Origin of the sequence: Citrobacter sp. Awk 2 (assembly GCF_028069815.1) — a bacterium.
In the GTDB taxonomy this organism is placed as follows: Bacteria; Pseudomonadota; Gammaproteobacteria; order Enterobacterales; family Enterobacteriaceae; genus Citrobacter.
On sequence record NZ_JANEWL010000006.1, the window covers coordinates 1 to 17,205 of the forward strand.

19 protein-coding genes are annotated in these 17,205 nt (G+C 54.2%); 8 read left to right on the forward strand and 11 right to left on the reverse strand.

Going from position 1 to position 17,205, the window contains the following annotated elements:
- Nucleotides 1–68: 68 nt before the first annotated feature.
- Genes NNO02_RS02805 through NNO02_RS02815 form a run of 3 tightly spaced genes read left to right on the forward strand, consistent with a single transcriptional unit; the run spans nucleotide 69 to nucleotide 2,374 of the window.
- Nucleotides 69–788 (forward strand): nucleoside recognition domain-containing protein, encoded by a 720-nt coding sequence (locus NNO02_RS02805; RefSeq protein ID WP_271449783.1) that lies wholly within the window; start codon nucleotides 69–71, stop codon nucleotides 786–788.
- Entirely contained in the window at nucleotides 785–1,249 is a 465-nt protein-coding gene (locus tag NNO02_RS02810) for a YjiG family protein (RefSeq protein WP_271442632.1), read from the forward strand. The genes NNO02_RS02805 and NNO02_RS02810 overlap by 4 nt, the downstream gene beginning before the upstream one ends.
- 12 nt (nucleotides 1,250–1,261) lie before the next feature.
- Nucleotides 1,262–2,374: a M20 family metallopeptidase gene (locus NNO02_RS02815; protein ID WP_271442631.1), complete on the forward strand. Its 1,113-nt coding sequence runs from the start codon at nucleotides 1,262–1,264 to the stop codon at nucleotides 2,372–2,374.
- A 95-nt stretch (nucleotides 2,375–2,469) separates the two neighbouring features.
- On the opposite strand, the gene sitD is transcribed toward NNO02_RS02815, so the two are convergent.
- Genes sitD through NNO02_RS02835 form a run of 4 tightly spaced genes read right to left on the reverse strand, consistent with a single transcriptional unit; the run spans nucleotide 2,470 to nucleotide 5,907 of the window.
- On the reverse strand, nucleotides 2,470–3,321 hold the full coding sequence (gene sitD, locus NNO02_RS02820; protein WP_271449785.1) for an iron/manganese ABC transporter permease subunit SitD: 852 nt from the start codon (nucleotides 3,319–3,321) through the stop codon (nucleotides 2,470–2,472).
- Complete coding sequence (sitC, locus tag NNO02_RS02825) at nucleotides 3,312–4,175, reverse strand: iron/manganese ABC transporter permease subunit SitC (RefSeq protein WP_202037915.1); 864 nt, start codon at nucleotides 4,173–4,175, stop codon at nucleotides 3,312–3,314. Before sitC ends, sitD begins: the two co-directional genes overlap by 10 nt.
- Nucleotides 4,176–4,177: 2 nt before the next feature.
- On the reverse strand, nucleotides 4,178–4,993 hold the full coding sequence (sitB, locus tag NNO02_RS02830; RefSeq protein WP_271454163.1) for an iron/manganese ABC transporter ATP-binding protein SitB: 816 nt from the start codon (nucleotides 4,991–4,993) through the stop codon (nucleotides 4,178–4,180).
- The gene (locus NNO02_RS02835; RefSeq protein ID WP_271454164.1) at nucleotides 4,990–5,907 is read right to left on the reverse strand and encodes a metal ABC transporter substrate-binding protein; all 918 of its coding nucleotides are present in this window, start codon (nucleotides 5,905–5,907) and stop codon (nucleotides 4,990–4,992) included. The genes sitB and NNO02_RS02835 overlap by 4 nt, the downstream gene beginning before the upstream one ends.
- 187 nt (nucleotides 5,908–6,094) lie before the next feature.
- On the opposite strand from NNO02_RS02835, the gene NNO02_RS02840 reads away from it, so the two are divergent.
- Nucleotides 6,095–6,439: a nitrous oxide-stimulated promoter family protein gene (locus tag NNO02_RS02840; protein ID WP_271454165.1), complete on the forward strand. Its 345-nt coding sequence runs from the start codon at nucleotides 6,095–6,097 to the stop codon at nucleotides 6,437–6,439.
- A 124-nt stretch (nucleotides 6,440–6,563) separates the two neighbouring features.
- On the opposite strand, the gene NNO02_RS02845 is transcribed toward NNO02_RS02840, so the two are convergent.
- The 7 genes from NNO02_RS02845 to hypA form a co-directional block, all read right to left on the reverse strand.
- The gene (locus tag NNO02_RS02845; protein WP_271454166.1) at nucleotides 6,564–6,992 is read right to left on the reverse strand and encodes a TOBE domain-containing protein; all 429 of its coding nucleotides are present in this window, start codon (nucleotides 6,990–6,992) and stop codon (nucleotides 6,564–6,566) included.
- Between the two features lie 44 nt (nucleotides 6,993–7,036).
- Complete coding sequence (gene flhA, locus NNO02_RS02850; RefSeq protein WP_271454167.1) at nucleotides 7,037–9,115, reverse strand: formate hydrogenlyase transcriptional activator FlhA; 2,079 nt, start codon at nucleotides 9,113–9,115, stop codon at nucleotides 7,037–7,039.
- A 205-nt stretch (nucleotides 9,116–9,320) separates the two neighbouring features.
- The gene (gene hypE, locus NNO02_RS02855; RefSeq protein ID WP_061068461.1) at nucleotides 9,321–10,331 is read right to left on the reverse strand and encodes a hydrogenase maturation carbamoyl dehydratase HypE; all 1,011 of its coding nucleotides are present in this window, start codon (nucleotides 10,329–10,331) and stop codon (nucleotides 9,321–9,323) included.
- Nucleotides 10,328–11,449 (reverse strand): hydrogenase formation protein HypD, encoded by a 1,122-nt coding sequence (hypD, locus tag NNO02_RS02860; RefSeq protein ID WP_137382771.1) that lies wholly within the window; start codon nucleotides 11,447–11,449, stop codon nucleotides 10,328–10,330. The genes hypE and hypD overlap by 4 nt, the downstream gene beginning before the upstream one ends.
- Nucleotides 11,450–11,722, reverse strand: coding sequence for a hydrogenase 3 maturation protein HypC (gene hypC / locus NNO02_RS02865; RefSeq protein ID WP_061068460.1), 273 nt, complete (start codon nucleotides 11,720–11,722; stop codon nucleotides 11,450–11,452).
- Nucleotides 11,713–12,585, reverse strand: coding sequence for a hydrogenase nickel incorporation protein HypB (gene hypB / locus NNO02_RS02870; protein ID WP_124020831.1), 873 nt, complete (start codon nucleotides 12,583–12,585; stop codon nucleotides 11,713–11,715). The genes hypC and hypB overlap by 10 nt, the downstream gene beginning before the upstream one ends.
- 86 nt (nucleotides 12,586–12,671) lie before the next feature.
- Nucleotides 12,672–13,028, reverse strand: a complete 357-nt coding sequence (gene hypA / locus NNO02_RS02875) for a hydrogenase maturation nickel metallochaperone HypA (RefSeq protein WP_101741655.1) — start codon at nucleotides 13,026–13,028, stop codon at nucleotides 12,672–12,674.
- Between the two features lie 198 nt (nucleotides 13,029–13,226).
- Here hypA and hycA point away from each other — a divergent pair, with 198 nt between their 5' ends.
- The 4 genes from hycA (at nucleotide 13,227) to NNO02_RS02895 (ending at nucleotide 17,188) form a co-directional block, all read left to right on the forward strand.
- Entirely contained in the window at nucleotides 13,227–13,685 is a 459-nt protein-coding gene (gene hycA / locus NNO02_RS02880; RefSeq protein ID WP_271454168.1) for a formate hydrogenlyase regulator HycA, read from the forward strand.
- 142 nt (nucleotides 13,686–13,827) lie between these two features.
- Nucleotides 13,828–14,439, forward strand: coding sequence for a formate hydrogenlyase subunit HycB (gene hycB / locus NNO02_RS02885; RefSeq protein ID WP_271441806.1), 612 nt, complete (start codon nucleotides 13,828–13,830; stop codon nucleotides 14,437–14,439).
- Nucleotides 14,436–16,262, forward strand: coding sequence for a formate hydrogenlyase subunit 3 (gene hycC / locus NNO02_RS02890; protein WP_271454169.1), 1,827 nt, complete (start codon nucleotides 14,436–14,438; stop codon nucleotides 16,260–16,262). The genes hycB and hycC overlap by 4 nt, the downstream gene beginning before the upstream one ends.
- A gap of 2 nt (nucleotides 16,263–16,264) precedes the next feature.
- Nucleotides 16,265–17,188: a respiratory chain complex I subunit 1 family protein gene (locus NNO02_RS02895; protein WP_271454170.1), complete on the forward strand. Its 924-nt coding sequence runs from the start codon at nucleotides 16,265–16,267 to the stop codon at nucleotides 17,186–17,188.
- The last annotated feature ends 17 nt before the right edge of the window (nucleotides 17,189–17,205 follow it).

Here is a 17,205-nt window from a genome sequence, read left to right on the forward strand (position 1 = left end):
ATTTAAATCACTTTATTTATTCCTTATTTATTCAAAATGGCCTGGCGATTCTCCACATTAACAAGGAAATGGATATGAGTTTACCTTCCCAGGATAATAAGGTAGGGCCGGGCGCTTATTTTGCTCTGGCATTCGCCGCAGTATTTTTCTCTGGATTACTTGGCGGAAAAGAGTGGTACGGCGTATTTGATTTCACCACCCTGAATGGTGCATTTGGCAAAGTGGTCAGTAAAGCGAGCCTGGAAGGCGATACGCTGACCACGGCGAGCAGCGCGTTTCGTGGCACCGGCGGTCACGGTGCGATGGACGGCTTCCTTTTCGCATTGGGACTGATTCCTGCCGTTATGTTTGCTCTGGGCATGATCAATGTGCTGGAGCATTACGGCGCTCTGCGTGCGGCGCGTCGTCTGTTAACCCCTTTGTTGCGTCCGCTGATGGGGATCCCCGGGAATACCGGACTGGCGCTGATTGGCAGCTTGCAGAGTACAGACGTTGGCGCGTCGTTAACGCGTAACCTCGCTGATGAAGGCGAAATCACGCAGAATGAGAAAGACATTTTTGCTATGTTCCAGTTTTCCGCTGGGGCCATGATCACCAACTTCTTCTCCTCTGGTGCAATCCTGTTCACGCTGATGGCCGTAGACGGCACCCCAGCCGTGCCTGCGTCTATTGGCGCATGCGTTGCTGTGATGTTCATTATGAAAATTGTTGGCGCCAACATGATGCGCCTGGTCCTGACGTTCACCAGTAAAAAAGCCGAATCAACTGTTGCGGGAGAAGCATCATGAGCGCACCAACTTCTAATCCTGTTATTACCGATGTGTTTGTCGAAGGTGCCCGCAAAGGTTGGAATATTGCGACAACTAGCACGCTGCCGAACGTTGTAATGGCCTTTATCATCATCAAAGCGCTGGAGATCACCGGTGCGCTGAAAGGGCTTGGCATGGTATTCGCACCGCTGATGGGGCTCTTTGGTCTGCCCGGCGAAGCTGCTGCGGTGTTGATTGGCGGATGGATGTCGATGGGCGGAGGAATCGGTGTCGCTATTGGTCTGTTTGATAAAGGTATTCTGACCGGTGAGCATCTGGCGATACTTGCCCCGGCGATTTATCTGATGGGCTCGCAGGTACAGTATCTGGGCCGCATTCTCGGGGTGATTGGCACTAATGCTAAACGTATTCCCCTGATGATTATTATCTCCGTTCTGAACGCTTTTTTAGCGATGCTGCTGATGCGCATTATTCTCTGATAAGGAAATACCATGGATTTGGAAAAGTACATTGATGAACTGCAAACGCTGGTCAACATTGACTGCGGAACGCAAACGGTCGCAGGTGTTGCCCATGTTGCTGCGGTGATGCGCGAGCTCTGGCAGCAGGAAGGCTGGCAAACAGAGATGGTTGATTTAGGCTGTGCGGTTGGGCCAGCGCTACTGGCGACCAATAAACCTCATGCGACAGAATATGATGTGCTGCTGGTCGGCCATCTGGATACCGTTTTCCCGGCGGGAACCGTGGCTGAACGGCCGATGAGCCGTGATGAAAATCGCCTGTACGGACCAGGCGTCTCCGATATGAAAAGTGGTTTGCTGAACATCGTCTGGGCCATGCGTACCTTGCCCGCGGAGCATCAGGCACGCTTATCTATCGCCGTCGCCATGAACCCGGATGAAGAGACCGGTAGCGTTCACTCCAGCGAATGGATTGGTGGACTGGCGAAACGTGCGCGTTGCGTGCTGGTGTGTGAGTCTGCCCGGGCAGACGGTTCGCTGGTGAAAGCGCGCAAAGGCGTGGGCGGCTATCAACTGACCTTTGAGGGGGTAGCAGCGCATGCCGGTAATGAACCGGAAAAAGGGCGCTCTGCCATAACCGCTTTTGCTCATAGCGTCCTGGCGATTAACGCATTGGCTGACATAGCGCGTGGCACCACGCTGAACGTGGGAGTGGTGCAGGGCGGAAGTGCGGCGAACGTAGTGGCGGCGAAGCTGCATGCGGAACTGGATGTGCGTTTCTGGGAAAACGAAGAATATGATCGTGTGCATCAGGCGCTTCAGTCTCTTTGTCAGCAAGGTTTCCTTGAGGGCGTGACGACTACGCTCACCCGCGTAAGTCATAAACCTGCGATGGCGGCGAGCGAAGACACGCAACACCTGATGACTCTGGTTGAACGCGCTGGGCAGGAAGAGGGAATTGCGGTTACCTGGCAGGCTGTTGGTGGTGGCAGCGATGCGAACCTCACGGCGGCGTTAGGCATTCCGACACTGGACGGGCTGGGACCCATCGGTGCAGGTTTTCATAGTGCAGATGAGTGGCTGGATATTGCCTCCATCGAACCGCGAATTCGTTTATTAAAACGTATCATCACGATGTTGTAATCTACGGCTAATATAGCCTCCTGCAGGAGGCTATATTAATGCCATGGTTATTTATCAACGTCAGAAATATTAGCTAGCATACTATTAAATGTTATTTATGCATCATGCGACTGAAGCTGGCTTTCTGAATGACGATCGCGCAGCGTTGAATAAATAAAGGTGATGACAAACAGCAGGGAAAATAAAACGACAATCGTCGGCGCGGGGGCACTGTCGATGAAAAATGACAGGTATACACCCAGAAATGATGTTGCAACCGATATGGCGGTAGCCAGTAATAATGCCTGGGCGAACCTGCGTGTCATTAAAATCGCAATCGCACCGGGGGCAATTAACAAAGAGATCGACAAAATAATACCTACCGACTTTAGCGTCGCGACGATAGTCAGGGCGATCATACACAGCAGACCATAATGCAGCAGTGTGGTGTTAAGACCGCTGGCCTTTGCCTGGTGCGGATCGAATGCATGCAGTAGCAGATCTTTCCATTTGAGCCCGATGATAAGCGCTATCCCCAAAGCGATAACCGCAGTCTGCGCAATATCGCCCAGCGAAACGCCCAGCATGTCACCGAACAAAATATGGTCCAGATGAATTTCAGACTGGATTGACACATACAGCACCAGCCCGGCGCCAAACATACCGGAAAAGACGATCCCCATCAGGGTATCGCGCTTGATACGGCTGTTATCGTCAAGATACCCGGTTGCTACTGCGCAGAACAATCCGGCGACAAAAGCGCCAATCGCCAGCGGAATACCTGCAATCCAGGCCAGTACAATCCCCGGAAAGACCGCATGGCTCATGGCATCACCCATTAGCGCCCAACCTTTCAACACCAAAAAGACCGACAGCAGTGCGCAGGGTACGGCGACGATAACTGAGATGGTCAGCGCATTGACCATAAAGCTGAACTGAAAGGGTTCCAGTAATGTGGTTAAGAACATGAGGACTCCTTGTTCACCCGTCGGGCGCGGCGGCGATTTGCCAGCAGACCATGTTTGGGCGCAAACACGAACGCCAGCAGGAATAACAGCGTTTGCAGAACCACAATAATTCCTCCGGTTGCGCCGTCCAGCCAGTAGCTTAGCCAGGCACCAAAAAAGCTGGTCAGGCTACCGATAGCGACTGCGATAGTGAGCAGGCGTGGAAAACGATCCGTCAGCAACCAGGCGGTTGCGCCAGGTGTGACCACCAGGCAAATGACCAGAAATGCGCCGACGGTTTGCAGTGCGGCAACGGTGGAAACGGAGAGCAGCGTAAAAAAAAGCAGCTTCAGCCGACCAGGATTCAGACCGATCGAGCGGGCATGGTTTTCATCGAAAAAGACCACCATCAGGTCTTTCCATTTCAGCAGCAGGATGGTCAGTGAGATAACACCGATGATCGCCAGTTGCAAAATGTCTTCCGGCGCAATCGCCAGCACGTTACCGAGAATAATGGTCTGGATGTTCACCGACATCGGATTGAGCGACACCATAAACAGCCCGATACCGAAGAAAGAGGAAAATATCAGCCCGATGATGGCATCTTCTTTCAGACGTGATCGCTGATTGAGAAACAGCATACTGCCCGCAGCCAGTCCCCCGGAAAGAAATGCCCCCAGCGCGAAGGGAAGCCCTAACATATAGGCCCCGGCAACACCGGGCACGATGGAATGCGATAGTGCATCGCCAATCAGCGACCAGCCTTTGAGCATCAGGTAGCACGAGAGGAACGCGCACAGGCCGCCGACCATCGCCGAAACCCACATGGCGTTGAGCATATACTGGTAACCAAAGGGTTCTGTCAGCCAGTTCATGACTATTCCCCCTCGCGTGCCGCGCGACGTGAAATAAACGGGCGCTCATCATCGGTAATCACATGTTGCTCGCCCCCGCTCAATGCGACGTGACGCAGAACGCCGCTAAATGCCTGTTCAAGGTTCTCGGTGGTAAAGGTGGTGTCAGTTGGACCGCTGGCCAGTACGGTGCCTTTAATCATTACCGTGTAATCACAAAACTCGGTGACCGAGCCCAGGTTATGGGTGGAGACCAGCATGGTTCGGCCCTCATCGCGCAATTCTCGCAGCAGACCGATGATACGGGCCTCGGTTTTTACATCTACGCCGGTGAAGGGTTCATCCAGCAAAATGACCTGCCCATCTTGTACAATGGCCCTTGCCAGGAAAACGCGTTTTTTCTGCCCACCGGAAAGTTCACCAATCTGGCGATGGCGGTATTCCAGCATATCGACCCGCGCCAGAGCAGCATCTACGCAGGCGTGATCGTGCGCCTTTGGCCGGCGCAGCCAGCCCATATGGCCAAAGCGTCCCATCATGACCACATCTTCCACCAGCACCGGAAATGACCAGTCCACCTCTTCAGACTGGGGCACATACGCAATCAGATTCTGTTTTAGCGCCTTGCTGACCGGCTGTTGCAGGATAGAGATTTCCCCCTGTGCCAGCCGGACAAACCCCATCAACGCCTTAAACAGTGTTGATTTCCCGGAACCATTTACACCAACCAGCGCGGCAATCGAGCCGCCCGGAACCTGAAACGTGGCATCCCGCAGTGCGGTGTGGCCGTTGCGATACGTCACCGTAACCTGATTCACGGTAATCGCAGATTGACTCATGGTTGACTCCCAAGGCCGTTGTTGATGCCGTTAACAATGGTTTGTGTGGTGACGCGCAGTAGATCCAAATAGGTCGGGACCGGGCCGTCGGCAGCGCTGAGTGAATCGACGTACAGCACGCCGCCGTAATGTGCGCCAGATTCTCGGGCCACCTGACGCGCGGGCTTGTCGGACACGGTACTTTCGCTAAATACCGTGGGGATCTGATGCGCTCGTAGGGTATCGATCACCTTGCGTACCTGTTTCGGCGTACCTTGTTGATCGGCGTTGATCGGCCATAAGTACAGTTCTTTCAGATCGTTATCGCGTGCCAGATAGGAGAACGCCCCTTCGCTAGTGACCAGCCAGCGTTTATCGGCAGGAATTTTGGCAAGTTCAGCTTGTAGCGGCGCGAGCGTTTGCTTAATTTCCGCTTTATAACGCTCGGCATTCTTCTGGTAGGTCTCCGCGTTTTCCGGGTCATATTTCATTAACGCATCGCGGATGTTATCCACGTAAATCAGTGCGTTGTCTGCTGACATCCAGGCATGTGGATTGGGTTTTCCATTGTATGGCCCTTCGCTGATGCCCATCGGTTGTACGCCGTTTGAGACCATCACTTCCGGTACGCCGGACAGATGTTGGTAGAAGCGGGCGAACCAGAGTTCCAGATTGAGACCATTTGAGAGAATTAACTGCGCACCCTGCGCCCGCTTAATGTCGCCTGGTGTGGGCTGGTATTCGTGAATTTCTGCTCCGGGCTTGGTAATTGAACTGACGTCCGCCGCATCGCCTGCCACATTGCTTGCCATATCAGCAATGATCGTAAACGTCGTGATGACCTTAAACTTTTCTTTCGCCCAGGCAGGTGACAGCGTAAGTGCCGTCAACAGGCTGGCAAGGAGAACTGATTTCAGACGAGGCAGATGCGGCATAGTATCCCTCACAACAAAGTGGTTAATTAATCATCGAATATAGCCTTTGCTATGTTATATAGCACATGGCATAAATAAATGAAAATAATTCTTATTTGCGTAGGGCGCTAAGGATGTATCACCTTCAGGTAATAGTGCTGCGTATTTTTAAGGTGTATTATTTATGCAACTTAGTTGTGGAGGCATCATGTCCGGCAAACGTATTGCTCGCGAAAAAATGACGATCCAAAAGATGATCTCGCTGTACGAAAGTCAGTGTCCGGAAGCTTCAGATGAGCAGGGGCATTACGATGCGTTGTTTGCTTATGCGCAAAAGCGCCTGGATAAGTGCGTGTTTGGCGAGGAAAAACCGGCCTGCAAACAGTGCCCGGTACACTGCTATCAGCCAGCCAAACGGGAAGAGATGAAGCAAATTATGCGTTGGGCCGGGCCGAGAATGCTCTGGCGTCACCCGATTCTGACCATTCGCCATCTGATTGATGACAAGCGTCCGGTCCCGGAATTACCTGAGAAATATCAGCGCAAGAAGTAATCTGGTTATTTTGTGCCGGATGGCGGCGATGCCTTATCCGGCCTACAAGAGCAAGTGCACCGTCGCGTAGGCCCGATGAGCGTAGCGCCATCGGGCAATTTAACTATCCGGTACCGGATGGCGGTTACGCTTTGGTGGCAATAAGAATGGCCGAGGCTTTGATCAGCGCGATGACCCGGCTTCCCTTGCTCAGTTTCATCTCTTGCTGACTTTCGTTCGTCACGACCGCGACAATGTCAAAACCGGCATCAGTTTTGATGTGTACGGTGGCGTTAACGGCGCCTTCGGTGACCTGTGAAACGCTACCGGCAAACTGGTTGCGGGCAGAGAACTTCAGACCGCAGTCTTCAGTCGCCAGCGTCACCCACGGCGCTTTGATCAGCGCAATGGCTTCTTTTCCTTTCGCCAGACCCAGTGCCTGCTGACTGCTATGAGTCACAATCGCGACCAGTTTTGCGCCGCCAGCCAGCGTCAGTTCAACTTCATCATTCACTGCGCCAGTTGCAACTGCACTGACTGTACCGGTTAATTGATTACGTGCTGATACCGCCATACTGCCTCCTTTCGTTGAGTTATCACCCAGTATAGCCACAATGGCTAAACCAGCGCATCCTTATCAATACCTAATCGCTTCATCCGCGACAACAACGTGGTTCGTTTTAGCCCCAGTCGCTGCGCAGCACCTTTAGGACCGGCGACAACGCCATTGGTCTCTTTCAGTACCCGCATAATCAGCTGGTATTCATCTTCGCCATCCTGTGCGACTTCGGTTGCAACCGGAGGGGGGGGCGGTGCCTGCGTGGTGATATCCGGTAGGGATAATTGCAGTACGTTGCCTCGGGTCAGCAGAACGGCGCGTTCCACCACGTTTTCCAGTTCGCGGACGTTACCCGGCCACTCCATGCTGCTCAAGGTACGAAGCGCTTCGGCAGGAATACTGTCGATATTGCGCCCCATCCGGCGAGCGATTTTAAAGGTAAAGGCTTTCACCAGCAGTGGAATGTCTTCTGGACGCTCGCGCAGCGGAGGTAAATGGATCGGGAAAACGTTCAGCCGGTAATACAGATCGTTACGGAATTCCCGATCGGCAACCATCTTTTTTAGATCGCGGTTGGTGGCGGCGATCAACCGAACGTCGGTTTGGATCAGTTTGTTGCTGCCCAGGCGTTCAAATTCCTGCTCCTGAAGTACACGCAGTAACTTCGGCTGGAGTTCCAGCGGCATGTCACCGACTTCGTCGAGGAACAGGGAGCTTTTATCCGCCAGTTCGAAACGCCCAATTCGCTGTGTGCTGGCCCCGGTAAATGCGCCGCGCTCGTGACCAAACAGGTCGCTTTCCAGTAATCCGGCAGGCATTGCTGCGCAGTTCATCTTCACCATCCGGCGGGCATTACGTCCACTCAGATTATGAATTGCTCTGGCGATCAGCTCTTTACCCGTACCTGTCTCACCCAGAATCAATACGGTACTGTCGCTTTGCGCCACCATTTCGACCTGTTTGAGTACGCTGTACATGGCTTCGCTGCGACCGATAATTTCGCCGAACTCACTGTCCACATTGTTCAGTTGCTCGGTCAGCGCCAGGTTTTCATCGACCAGACGTTCTTTCAGGCGGTGTATCTCCTGATAGGCAAGCGCGTTATCTACCGCAATGGCTACGCGTTCGGCAATCTGGCGCAACAGTTTCAGGTTGGCGGTGGTGAAAACTTTTTCTTCACACTGCGCCAGTTTGAGCACGCCAAGCATCGTATTGCCGGACATCAGCGGCAGCAGGCACAGCGTTTGTAACTGGTTACCCCAGGTTTCGAACAGCATGCGTTCATACGGCGCAAGGGTATCGCGTTCGCTCAGGTTAATCAGCAGCATCTCTTTGCTGCGGAACACCCGCTCGGAAAGCGTGCCAGCTTCATCCACTTCACTTTGTTCGTGAGCTGGATGATTCTCATCCAGATAGTGGGTGGAGTAGATACTCAACTTATTTTTGCGATCGCTGCGTAATACGATGCTGATGGCATCAATATCGAAATAGTGGTGGATCTCTTTGGCGACTTCGCTGACCAGTTCGTCAATGTCCAGTCGGGAGAGTACCGCATTGGTAATGGCGACGAGGATACGAAAGTTATCACGTTCGCGACACAGCAAATCGTAATCGACGTTGTTGCTGACCCTGCTCTGAATTTGTTCCGCAACGACGCCGACTATTTGGGTGAAGGTCTGTAGCCGGTTGTACTCTTTTTCACTCCACGGGCGATCCTCGTTGCGGATAAATTCGCAGCCGCCAAAGATGCGTCCGTCCGCCGCCAGCGGCAGCAAACAGTAGTGACCAAATTCAGAATACAATCCGCCAGAGGCCAACTGTGGCCAGGTTTCTGAAAATTCATGATAGTTACAGTGCAGCGCATCGGGGCGAGACAGAATACGACGTACCGGACCGTGTGCCAGTACCGTTTCGTCTTCATAGTCGATGGGGTTACCATTTTCACGCGTCGCAAAATAACGCGCACGCTGCGTCTGTGCCTGCCATAACACAATAGCCGCGCAGTCAGCCAGCGCTGAACGCTTGACCAGCTGCGAAAGCGCCTCACTAAGAGACTGAAGATCGGGCTGCTGTAATAATGTACGAGTAATATCGAACAGGCCTTGCTGTCCGAGGTCACTCATCGGTGTATACGACATATTGCTTTTCCAGGGAAAACACCGCAGAACGGTGCGAAAACGGTAAATGAATTATAGGTATAAGTCGTAAATTATTGCCGGATGGGTCGGGTATTCAAACCATAGGCCTGATAAGCAAAGCGCCATCAGGCAGTAATACAGTATTAATGCCGGATAACGACCAAAACGCGGCTTATCCGGCCAGGAACAGATTGCCAACCGGCTGCTAGCATATACGAGGCAGTGGCTCGGCGTGTGGTAAATCGAGGGTCCGTTTCACGCCGTAAAGTCCGGCAAGACGTACACCTTTACGTTCAACCACTTCACCAATTAGCGCGGCATCGCGTCCTAAAGGATGGGCGTGGAGTGCGGCGAGTACGGCTTCAGCAGCCTGACGTTCAACGGCAATCACCAGCTTGCCTTCGTTGGCAAAGTTGAGTGCGTCCAGACCCAGCAGTTCGCAAACGCCACGCACGGCAGGTTTCACCGGCAGTGCCGCTTCAGACAGCTCAATGCCAAATCCGCAAGAGGCCGCAAATTCATGTGTTACCGCATTTACGCCGCCGCGGGTGGCATCACGCAGCGCTTTCACGCCAGGAATATCGCGTAGCGTCTGGATAAGCGGCGTTAACACCGCACAGTCGCTGACCAGTTCGCCATCAAGCCCCAACTGTTCGCGCAGGTTGAGGATAGTCGCACCGTGATCGCCAAGTGTACCACTCACCAGCAGCACATCACCCACGCTCAGGGTTTGCGCACCCCAGTGAATATTGGCGGGAATCGCGCCCATACCGGCGGTGTTGATGAACAGTTTGTCCGCGGCGCCGCGCTGCACTACTTTGGTATCACCGGTTACGATAGCAATACCCGCTTCACGGGCGGTTGCTGCCATGCTGTTCACGACGGTTTTCAGCGTGTCCATTGGCAGACCCTCTTCGAGGATAAAACCGCAGGAGAGGTAGCGCGGTATCGCGCCGCTGACCGCGACATCGTTAGCCGTACCGCAAATTGCCAGCTTGCCAATGTTGCCGCCGGGGAAGAACAGGGGGTCGATAACGTAGCTGTCCGTTGAAAACGCCAGACGATCGCCTTCTGCGACCAGTTGTGCCAGTTCCAGGCGCGCCTGATCTTCCTGTTCAGCCAGCCACGGGTTAGCAAAGGCTTCCATAAACAGACTGTTGATCAACTGCTGCATAGCCTGACCGCCGCTACCGTGGGCGAGTTGTACGCTGTTCATGCTTCACACTCCTGCTGACGATACTGATACCAGGCGGCACATGCGCCTTCAGAGGAGACCATCAGGGCACCAAATGCGGTCTCCGGGTTACAGGTTTTACCAAATAATGGGCACTGATGCGGTTTGCATCGGCCAGTCAGCACCTCTCCGCAACGTGCGCGCGGATCGTCATAGACCTGCTGCGGCGCTGGCTGGAAATGTGCTTCGGCGTCAAAACGCTGATAATCAGGCGTCAGGTGAACGCCGGATGATTCGATCACGCCCAGACCCCGCCATTCGCTGTCACCGTTGACACTGAACACGTCGGCGATAGCCTGCTGGGCTAACGCGTTACCGGCATCCGGTACCACGCGGCGGTACTGGTTCTCAACCTGGCTTTGGGCCGCTATTTTCTGCTCGATCAGCATCACCACGCCTTGCAGCAGATCAAGCGGCTCGAAGCCGGCGACCACCAGCGGGCGATGGAAATCTGAGGCAATGAAATTATAGGCGTCAGTGCCAATCACCATACTGACGTGACCTGGCGCCAAAAAGGCGTCGATACCGTTGTCCGGCTGTTCAAGCAGGCTGCGCAGCGTTGGGATCAAGGTGATGTGCTGGCAGAAAAAGTAAAAGTTCTGCACATCGCGCTGTTTTGCCTGCTGCAGAGTGATAGCGGTTGTCGGCATGGTGGTTTCAAAACCCAGGCCAAAGAACACCACTTTGCGCGTTGGGTTTTCTTCGGCCAGCTTCAGCGCATCCATCGGAGAATAGACGATACGGACATCCGCGCCGCGTGCTTTGGCCTGTAGCAGTGAGCCCTGTTTTCCCGGGACGCGCATCGCATCACCAAAGGTGCAGAAAATCACTTCCGGGTGGCTGGCGATTTCGACACAACTGTCAATTCTGCCCATCGGCAGAACGCACACCGGACAGCCTGGACCGTGAATAAACTCCACGTTTGCGGGCAGAAGCTGATCGAGGCCGAATTTAAAGATAGCATGGGTATGGCCACCGCAAACTTCCATAATGCGCAGTGGGCGTTCAGCGGTATAAGAGAGGTGAGCGGCACGCTCGCACAGATGCTCTATCAACTGCATCACCTGTTCTGGTGCGCGATATTCGTCAACAAAACGCATTTATTTTTCCTCGCCATACAGCAACGCGCCGACATCCGGCTCAACGTCAAACATGTTTTGTAGCGCGTCGAGCGTATCGCGCGCTTCAGCTTCATTAATGATGCTCATGGCGAAACCGACGTGAACCAGTACCCACTGGCCCAGACGTGGCTCACCCTTTTCATCACAGCTCCCGACCAGCGTCAGATCGACGTCGCGCTGAATACCGCAAACATCGACCTTAGCCTGGTTGCCATCAATGGTGCGGATTTGACCCGGAACACCTATGCACATCGCTGATTCTCCAGCCATGACAGCCATTGATCCATCCCTTCGCCGCTGGTGGCGGAAATCAGGATGATTTCAATGTCCGGGTTCACTTCCCGGGCGCTGGCGATGCACTTTTCAACATCAAAATTGAGGTAAGGCAGCAGATCCACTTTGTTGAGCAGCATCAGTGATGCAGCAGCAAACATGTGCGGGTACTTCAGCGGCTTATCTTCGCCTTCGGTAACAGAGAGCACGGCGACTTTATGACGCTCGCCGAGGTCAAAGCTGGCTGGGCAGACCAGGTTACCAACGTTCTCAATGAACAGAATGCCATTGTCATCAAGCGGCAGACGTGGCGCAGCATCGGCAATCATTTGCGCATCAAGGTGGCAACCTTTACCGGTGTTGACCTGGATTGCGGGTGTGCCGGTAGCGCGAATACGAGCGGCATCGTTAACCGTCTGCTGGTCGCCTTCAATGACGGCACATGGCACACTGTCTTTCAGCTTCATCAGCGTTTCGGTCAGCAGCGTCGTTTTACCGGAACCTGGGCTTGAGACGAGGTTCAGTACCAGATGCTGACGGGCAGCGAATCGGGCGCGGTTGCGCTCGGCCAGACGATTGTTTTTGTCCAGTACGTCTATTTCGACTTCCAGCATGCGGCGCTGGCTCATACCTGGCGCGTGAGTGCCTGCTTCACCGTGACCATAGTGCAGATCGCCTTCAGCGGTCTGGCTCGGTGCGAAACTGGAGGTTTTCACACCGGTAATATTCAGTGCCGGGCGAGCCGCCGGGGCAAATGGCGCGCTGCGGAACGCCGAGTGGGGGTTATGTTCATCACCCTCTATATATAGGTTGCCTTCAGCGCAACCACATGTCGTACACATCGCTCACTCCTGATCTTTATCTTGCGGTATATCTGTTGCCGGATGGCAGTTTTGCCTTATCCGGCCTACCAGAGGTGTCACCGGAATTAGTCTTCGGCGTCGCCTATTTCAATTCTTCGAATCTGTAAGCCGTCGTCAGCCACAATTCTCAGCATATCGCTATTGCATTGCGGACATCGACGCACGCGCTGCGTCAGCAACGTGACGTATTGCTGACAAGATTCGCACCAACATTCGGCTTCTTGTTCTTCGAGGTGGAGTTTACAACCTTCTGCAAGGGTGCCACGGCATACCAGATCAAAACAAAAGGCGAGAGCGCTGGTTTCTACGCAAGAAAATGCACCAATTTTGAGCCAGACCCCAGTTACCCGCTTTGCGCCGTGTTGGGTGGCCTGTTGTTCAATCAATTCCAGTGCCCGTTGGCAGAGGGTTATTTCGTGCATATCGCCTCCTAAGATGTTGCCGTTTTAAAAGCAATAAACATGCCAGGTTGAATTTTCACGTTCGTGACAATGTCGACGATGACGAAATGACATGTCGTCATCGCGTCATAAATTCATAACAGTATGAAAATAAACAAAATTAATTTTGGCATGAAATGTGCTTAAGGCTGTTCATCTCTGCTAAACGGGTAACCTGACATGACTATTTGGGAAATAAGCGAAAAAGCCGATTACATCGCTGAACGGCATCGTCGCCTACAGGACCAGTGGCGTATCTACTGCAACTCGCTGGTTCAGGGGATCACCCTGTCAAAAGCGCGTTTGCATCATGCGATGAGCTGCGCGCCGGACAAGGATTTGTGCTTTGTCCTTTTTGAACACTTCACTATCTACGTCACGCTGGCGGACGGCTTTAACAGCCACACCATCGAGTACTACGTTGAAACGAAAGACGGTGATGATAAGCAACTGATTGCACAGGCAGAGTTGACCCTCGACGGACAGGTCGATGAGCGCATCAGCAACCGCGATCGCGAGCAGGTGCTGGAGCACTATCTCGAAAAAATCGCCAGTGTTTACGACAGCCTGTACACCGCGGTTGAAAACAATATGCCGGTGAATTTAAGCCAGCTGGTTGAAGGACATAACCCGGCTTAAGCCTCGGGTGTTGCCCACTTGAGTCATGATGCGGTTTGCTCTGCATCACGACGGTTTAGGGAATGGGCATGTCGAAAAATGTCGAAATGACATTTTCCAGACATGTTTTCGTCAAAAATGACTATCACCTGAGGAATGCCTGGTGAATCGTTTTGTAATTGCTGACTCCACTCTTTGCATTGGCTGCCACACCTGTGAGGCCGCCTGCTCAGAGACACATCGCCAGCATGGCCTGCAGTCAATGCCGCGCCTGAAAGTGATGTTAAATGAAAAAGAATCTGCACCGCAGCTTTGCCACCAGTGTGAAGATGCGCCTTGTGCCACAGTTTGCCCGGTTAATGCGATTAACCGTGTCGACGGCGCCGTACAGCTGAATGAAAGCCTGTGCGTCAGCTGCAAATTGTGCGGGATCGCCTGTCCGTTCGGCGCGATTGAGTTTTCCGGTAGCCGTCCGCTGCACATCCCGGCGAACGCCAATACGCCAAAAGCGCCCCCGGCTCCGCCGGCTCCTGCGCGTGTGAGCACGCTGCTGGACTGGGTACCGGGCGTTCGCGCTATCGCGGTGAAATGCGATCTGTGTAGTTTTGACGAGCAAGGTCCGGCCTGCGTACGCATGTGCCCGACCAAAGCCCTGCACCTGGTGAGTAACATCGATATCGCACGCGCCAGTAAACGTAAGCGTGAGCTGACTTTCAATACCGATTTCGGCGATCTCACCTTGTTTCAGCAGGCTCAGAGTGGAGATGCAAAATGAGCGCAATTTCACTGATTAACAGCGGCGTAGCCTGGTTTACAGCGGCTGCGGTTCTGGCATTTCTGTTTTCATTTCATAAATCGTTGAGCGGCTGGATTGCTGGGGTTGGCGGTGCGGTAGGCAGCCTGTGTACGGCGGCTGCTGGTTTTCTCGTACTGACCCGCGCCGTTGCGATTAGCGGGGTGATGCCGTTTATCGGCCACAGTCTGCAAGTGACCCCGCTGAATGCTATCTGGCTGATTACGCTGGGCCTGTGCGGCCTGTTTGTCAGCTTGTACAACATTGACTGGCATCGTCATCCGCAGGTGAAGGCTAACGGCCTGCTGGTGAATCTGCTGATGGCCGCGGCCGTGTGCGCAGTGGTTGCCAGCAACCTCGGTACGCTGGTGGTGATGGCAGAAATCATGGCGCTGTGCGCGGTGTTCCTGACTGGCTGCAGCAAAGAAGGCAAGCTGTGGTTTGCTCTGGGGCGTATCGGTACGCTGATGTTGGCGCTCGCGTGTTATCTGGTGTGGCAACGCTACGGCACCCTGGAACTGCGCCTGCTTGACCTGCGTACCCAGGAGCTGCCGCTTGGCTCCGACATCTGGCTGCTGGGTGTGGCTGGCTTTGGCTTGTTGGCAGGGATTATCCCGCTGCACGGTTGGGTGCCTCAGGCACACGCTAACGCCAGCGCACCGGCTGCGGCATTGTTCTCTACCGTGGTCATGAAAGTCGGTTTGCTGGGTATTCTCTCCCTGTCGCTGCTGGGCGGTAACGCGCCGCTGTGGTGGGGCGTTACGCTGCTGGTGTTAGGCATGATCACCGCGTTTGTCGGTGGTTTGTATGCGCTGATGGAACATAACATCCAGCGTCTGCTGGCGTACCACACGCTGGAAAACATCGGCATTATTCTGCTGGGGCTGGGTGCTGGCGTGACCGGGATTTCGCTGAATCAACCTGCGCTGATTGCGCTGGGTCTGACTGGCGGTCTGTATCATCTGGTTAACCACAGTTTGTTCAAAAGCGTCTTGTTCCTGGGCGCAGGCAGCATTTGGTTCCGTACTGGTCATCGTGATATCGAAAAACTGGGCGGTATCGGTAAACGTATGCCGGTTATCTCTCTGGCGATGCTGGTTGGGCTGATGGCGATGGCTGCACTGCCGCCGCTGAACGGTTTTGCCGGTGAGTGGGTTATCTATCAGTCCTTCTTTAAGCTCGGAAACAGTGGCGCGTTTGTCGGCAGTTTGTTAGGACCGTTGCTGGCGGTCGGGCTGGCGATTACCGGCGCACTGGCTGTGATGTGTATGGCGAAAGTCTATGGCGTTACGTTCCTTGGCGCTCCGCGTACAAAAGAAGCTGAAAATGCCTGCTGCGCACCCATCCTGATGGGCGTGAGCGTGGTTGCGCTGGCTATCTGCTGTGTGATTGGCGGTGTTGCTGCACCGTGGCTGCTGCCGCTTCTCTCCTCGGCTGTTCCACTGCCGCTGGAAACGGCGAATACCACCGTCTCTCAGCCAATGATCACGCTGCTGCTGATCGCGTGTCCGCTGCTGCCGTTCATCATCATGGCCATTTTCAAAGGCAACCGTCTGCCGTCGCGTTCACGCGGTGCGGCATGGGTGTGTGGTTACGATCACGAGCAGTCAATGGTGATTACCGCGCACGGTTTTGCCATGCCGGTGAAAGAAGCCTTTGCCCCGGTACTCAAACTGCGTAAATGGCTGAACCCGGTCTCACTGGTTCCGGGCTGGCAGAATGCGGCTGCACCGGTGCTGTTCCGTCGCCTGGCGCTGATTGAGCTGGCGGTGCTGGTGGTGATTGTGGTTTCACGAGGAGCCTGAGAATGAGTGTTTTATATCCGTTAATTCAGGCGCTGGTACTGTTTGCCGTTGCGCCGCTGCTGTCCGGTATTACCCGCGTGGCGCGTGCGCGTTTGCACAACCGCCGCGGTCCAGGCGTTTTGCAGGAATACCGCGACATTATCAAACTGCTGGGCCGCCAGAGCATTGCGCCTGCTGATTCCAGCTGGGTTTTCCGTCTGACGCCGTTTGTGATGGTTGGCGTGATGCTAACTATCGCCACCGCGTTGCCAGTTGTGACCGTGGGTTCGCCGCTGCCGCAACTGGGTGATTTGATAACCTTAATCTACCTGTTCGCCATTGCCCGCTTCTTCTTTTCAATCTCGGGTCTGGATACCGGTAGCCCGTTCACCGCAATCGGTGCCAGCCGTGAAGCGATGCTTGGCGTACTGGTTGAGCCCATCCTGCTGCTGGGGCTGTGGGTTGCGGCGCAGGTTGCAGGTTCAACGCATATCAGCAACATCGCTGACACCATTTATCACTGGCCTGCGGCTCGCAGTATCCCGCTGATTCTGGCGCTGTGCGCCTGTGCCTTCGCCACCTTTATCGAAATGGGCAAACTGCCGTTCGACCTGGCTGAAGCTGAACAGGAACTGCAGGAAGGTCCACTGACCGAATACAGCGGCAGCGGTTTTGCGGTGCTGAAGTGGGGCATTAGCCTCAAACAGTTGGTGGTTCTGCAAATGTTCGTCGGCGTATTCCTGCCGTGGGGACAGATGGAAACCTTCACCGCGGGTGGGTTGCTGCTGGCGCTGGTGATTGCCGTCGTCAAGCTGGTCCTCGGCGTGCTGGTCATCGCCCTGTTCGAAAACAGCATGGCGCGTCTGCGTTTTTGCGCCACTTCACGCGTGACCTGGGCCGGTTTTGGGTTTGCGTTTTTAGCGTTCGTCTCCTTGCTGGTGGCGTGATTTAAGAGAGTTTGAGC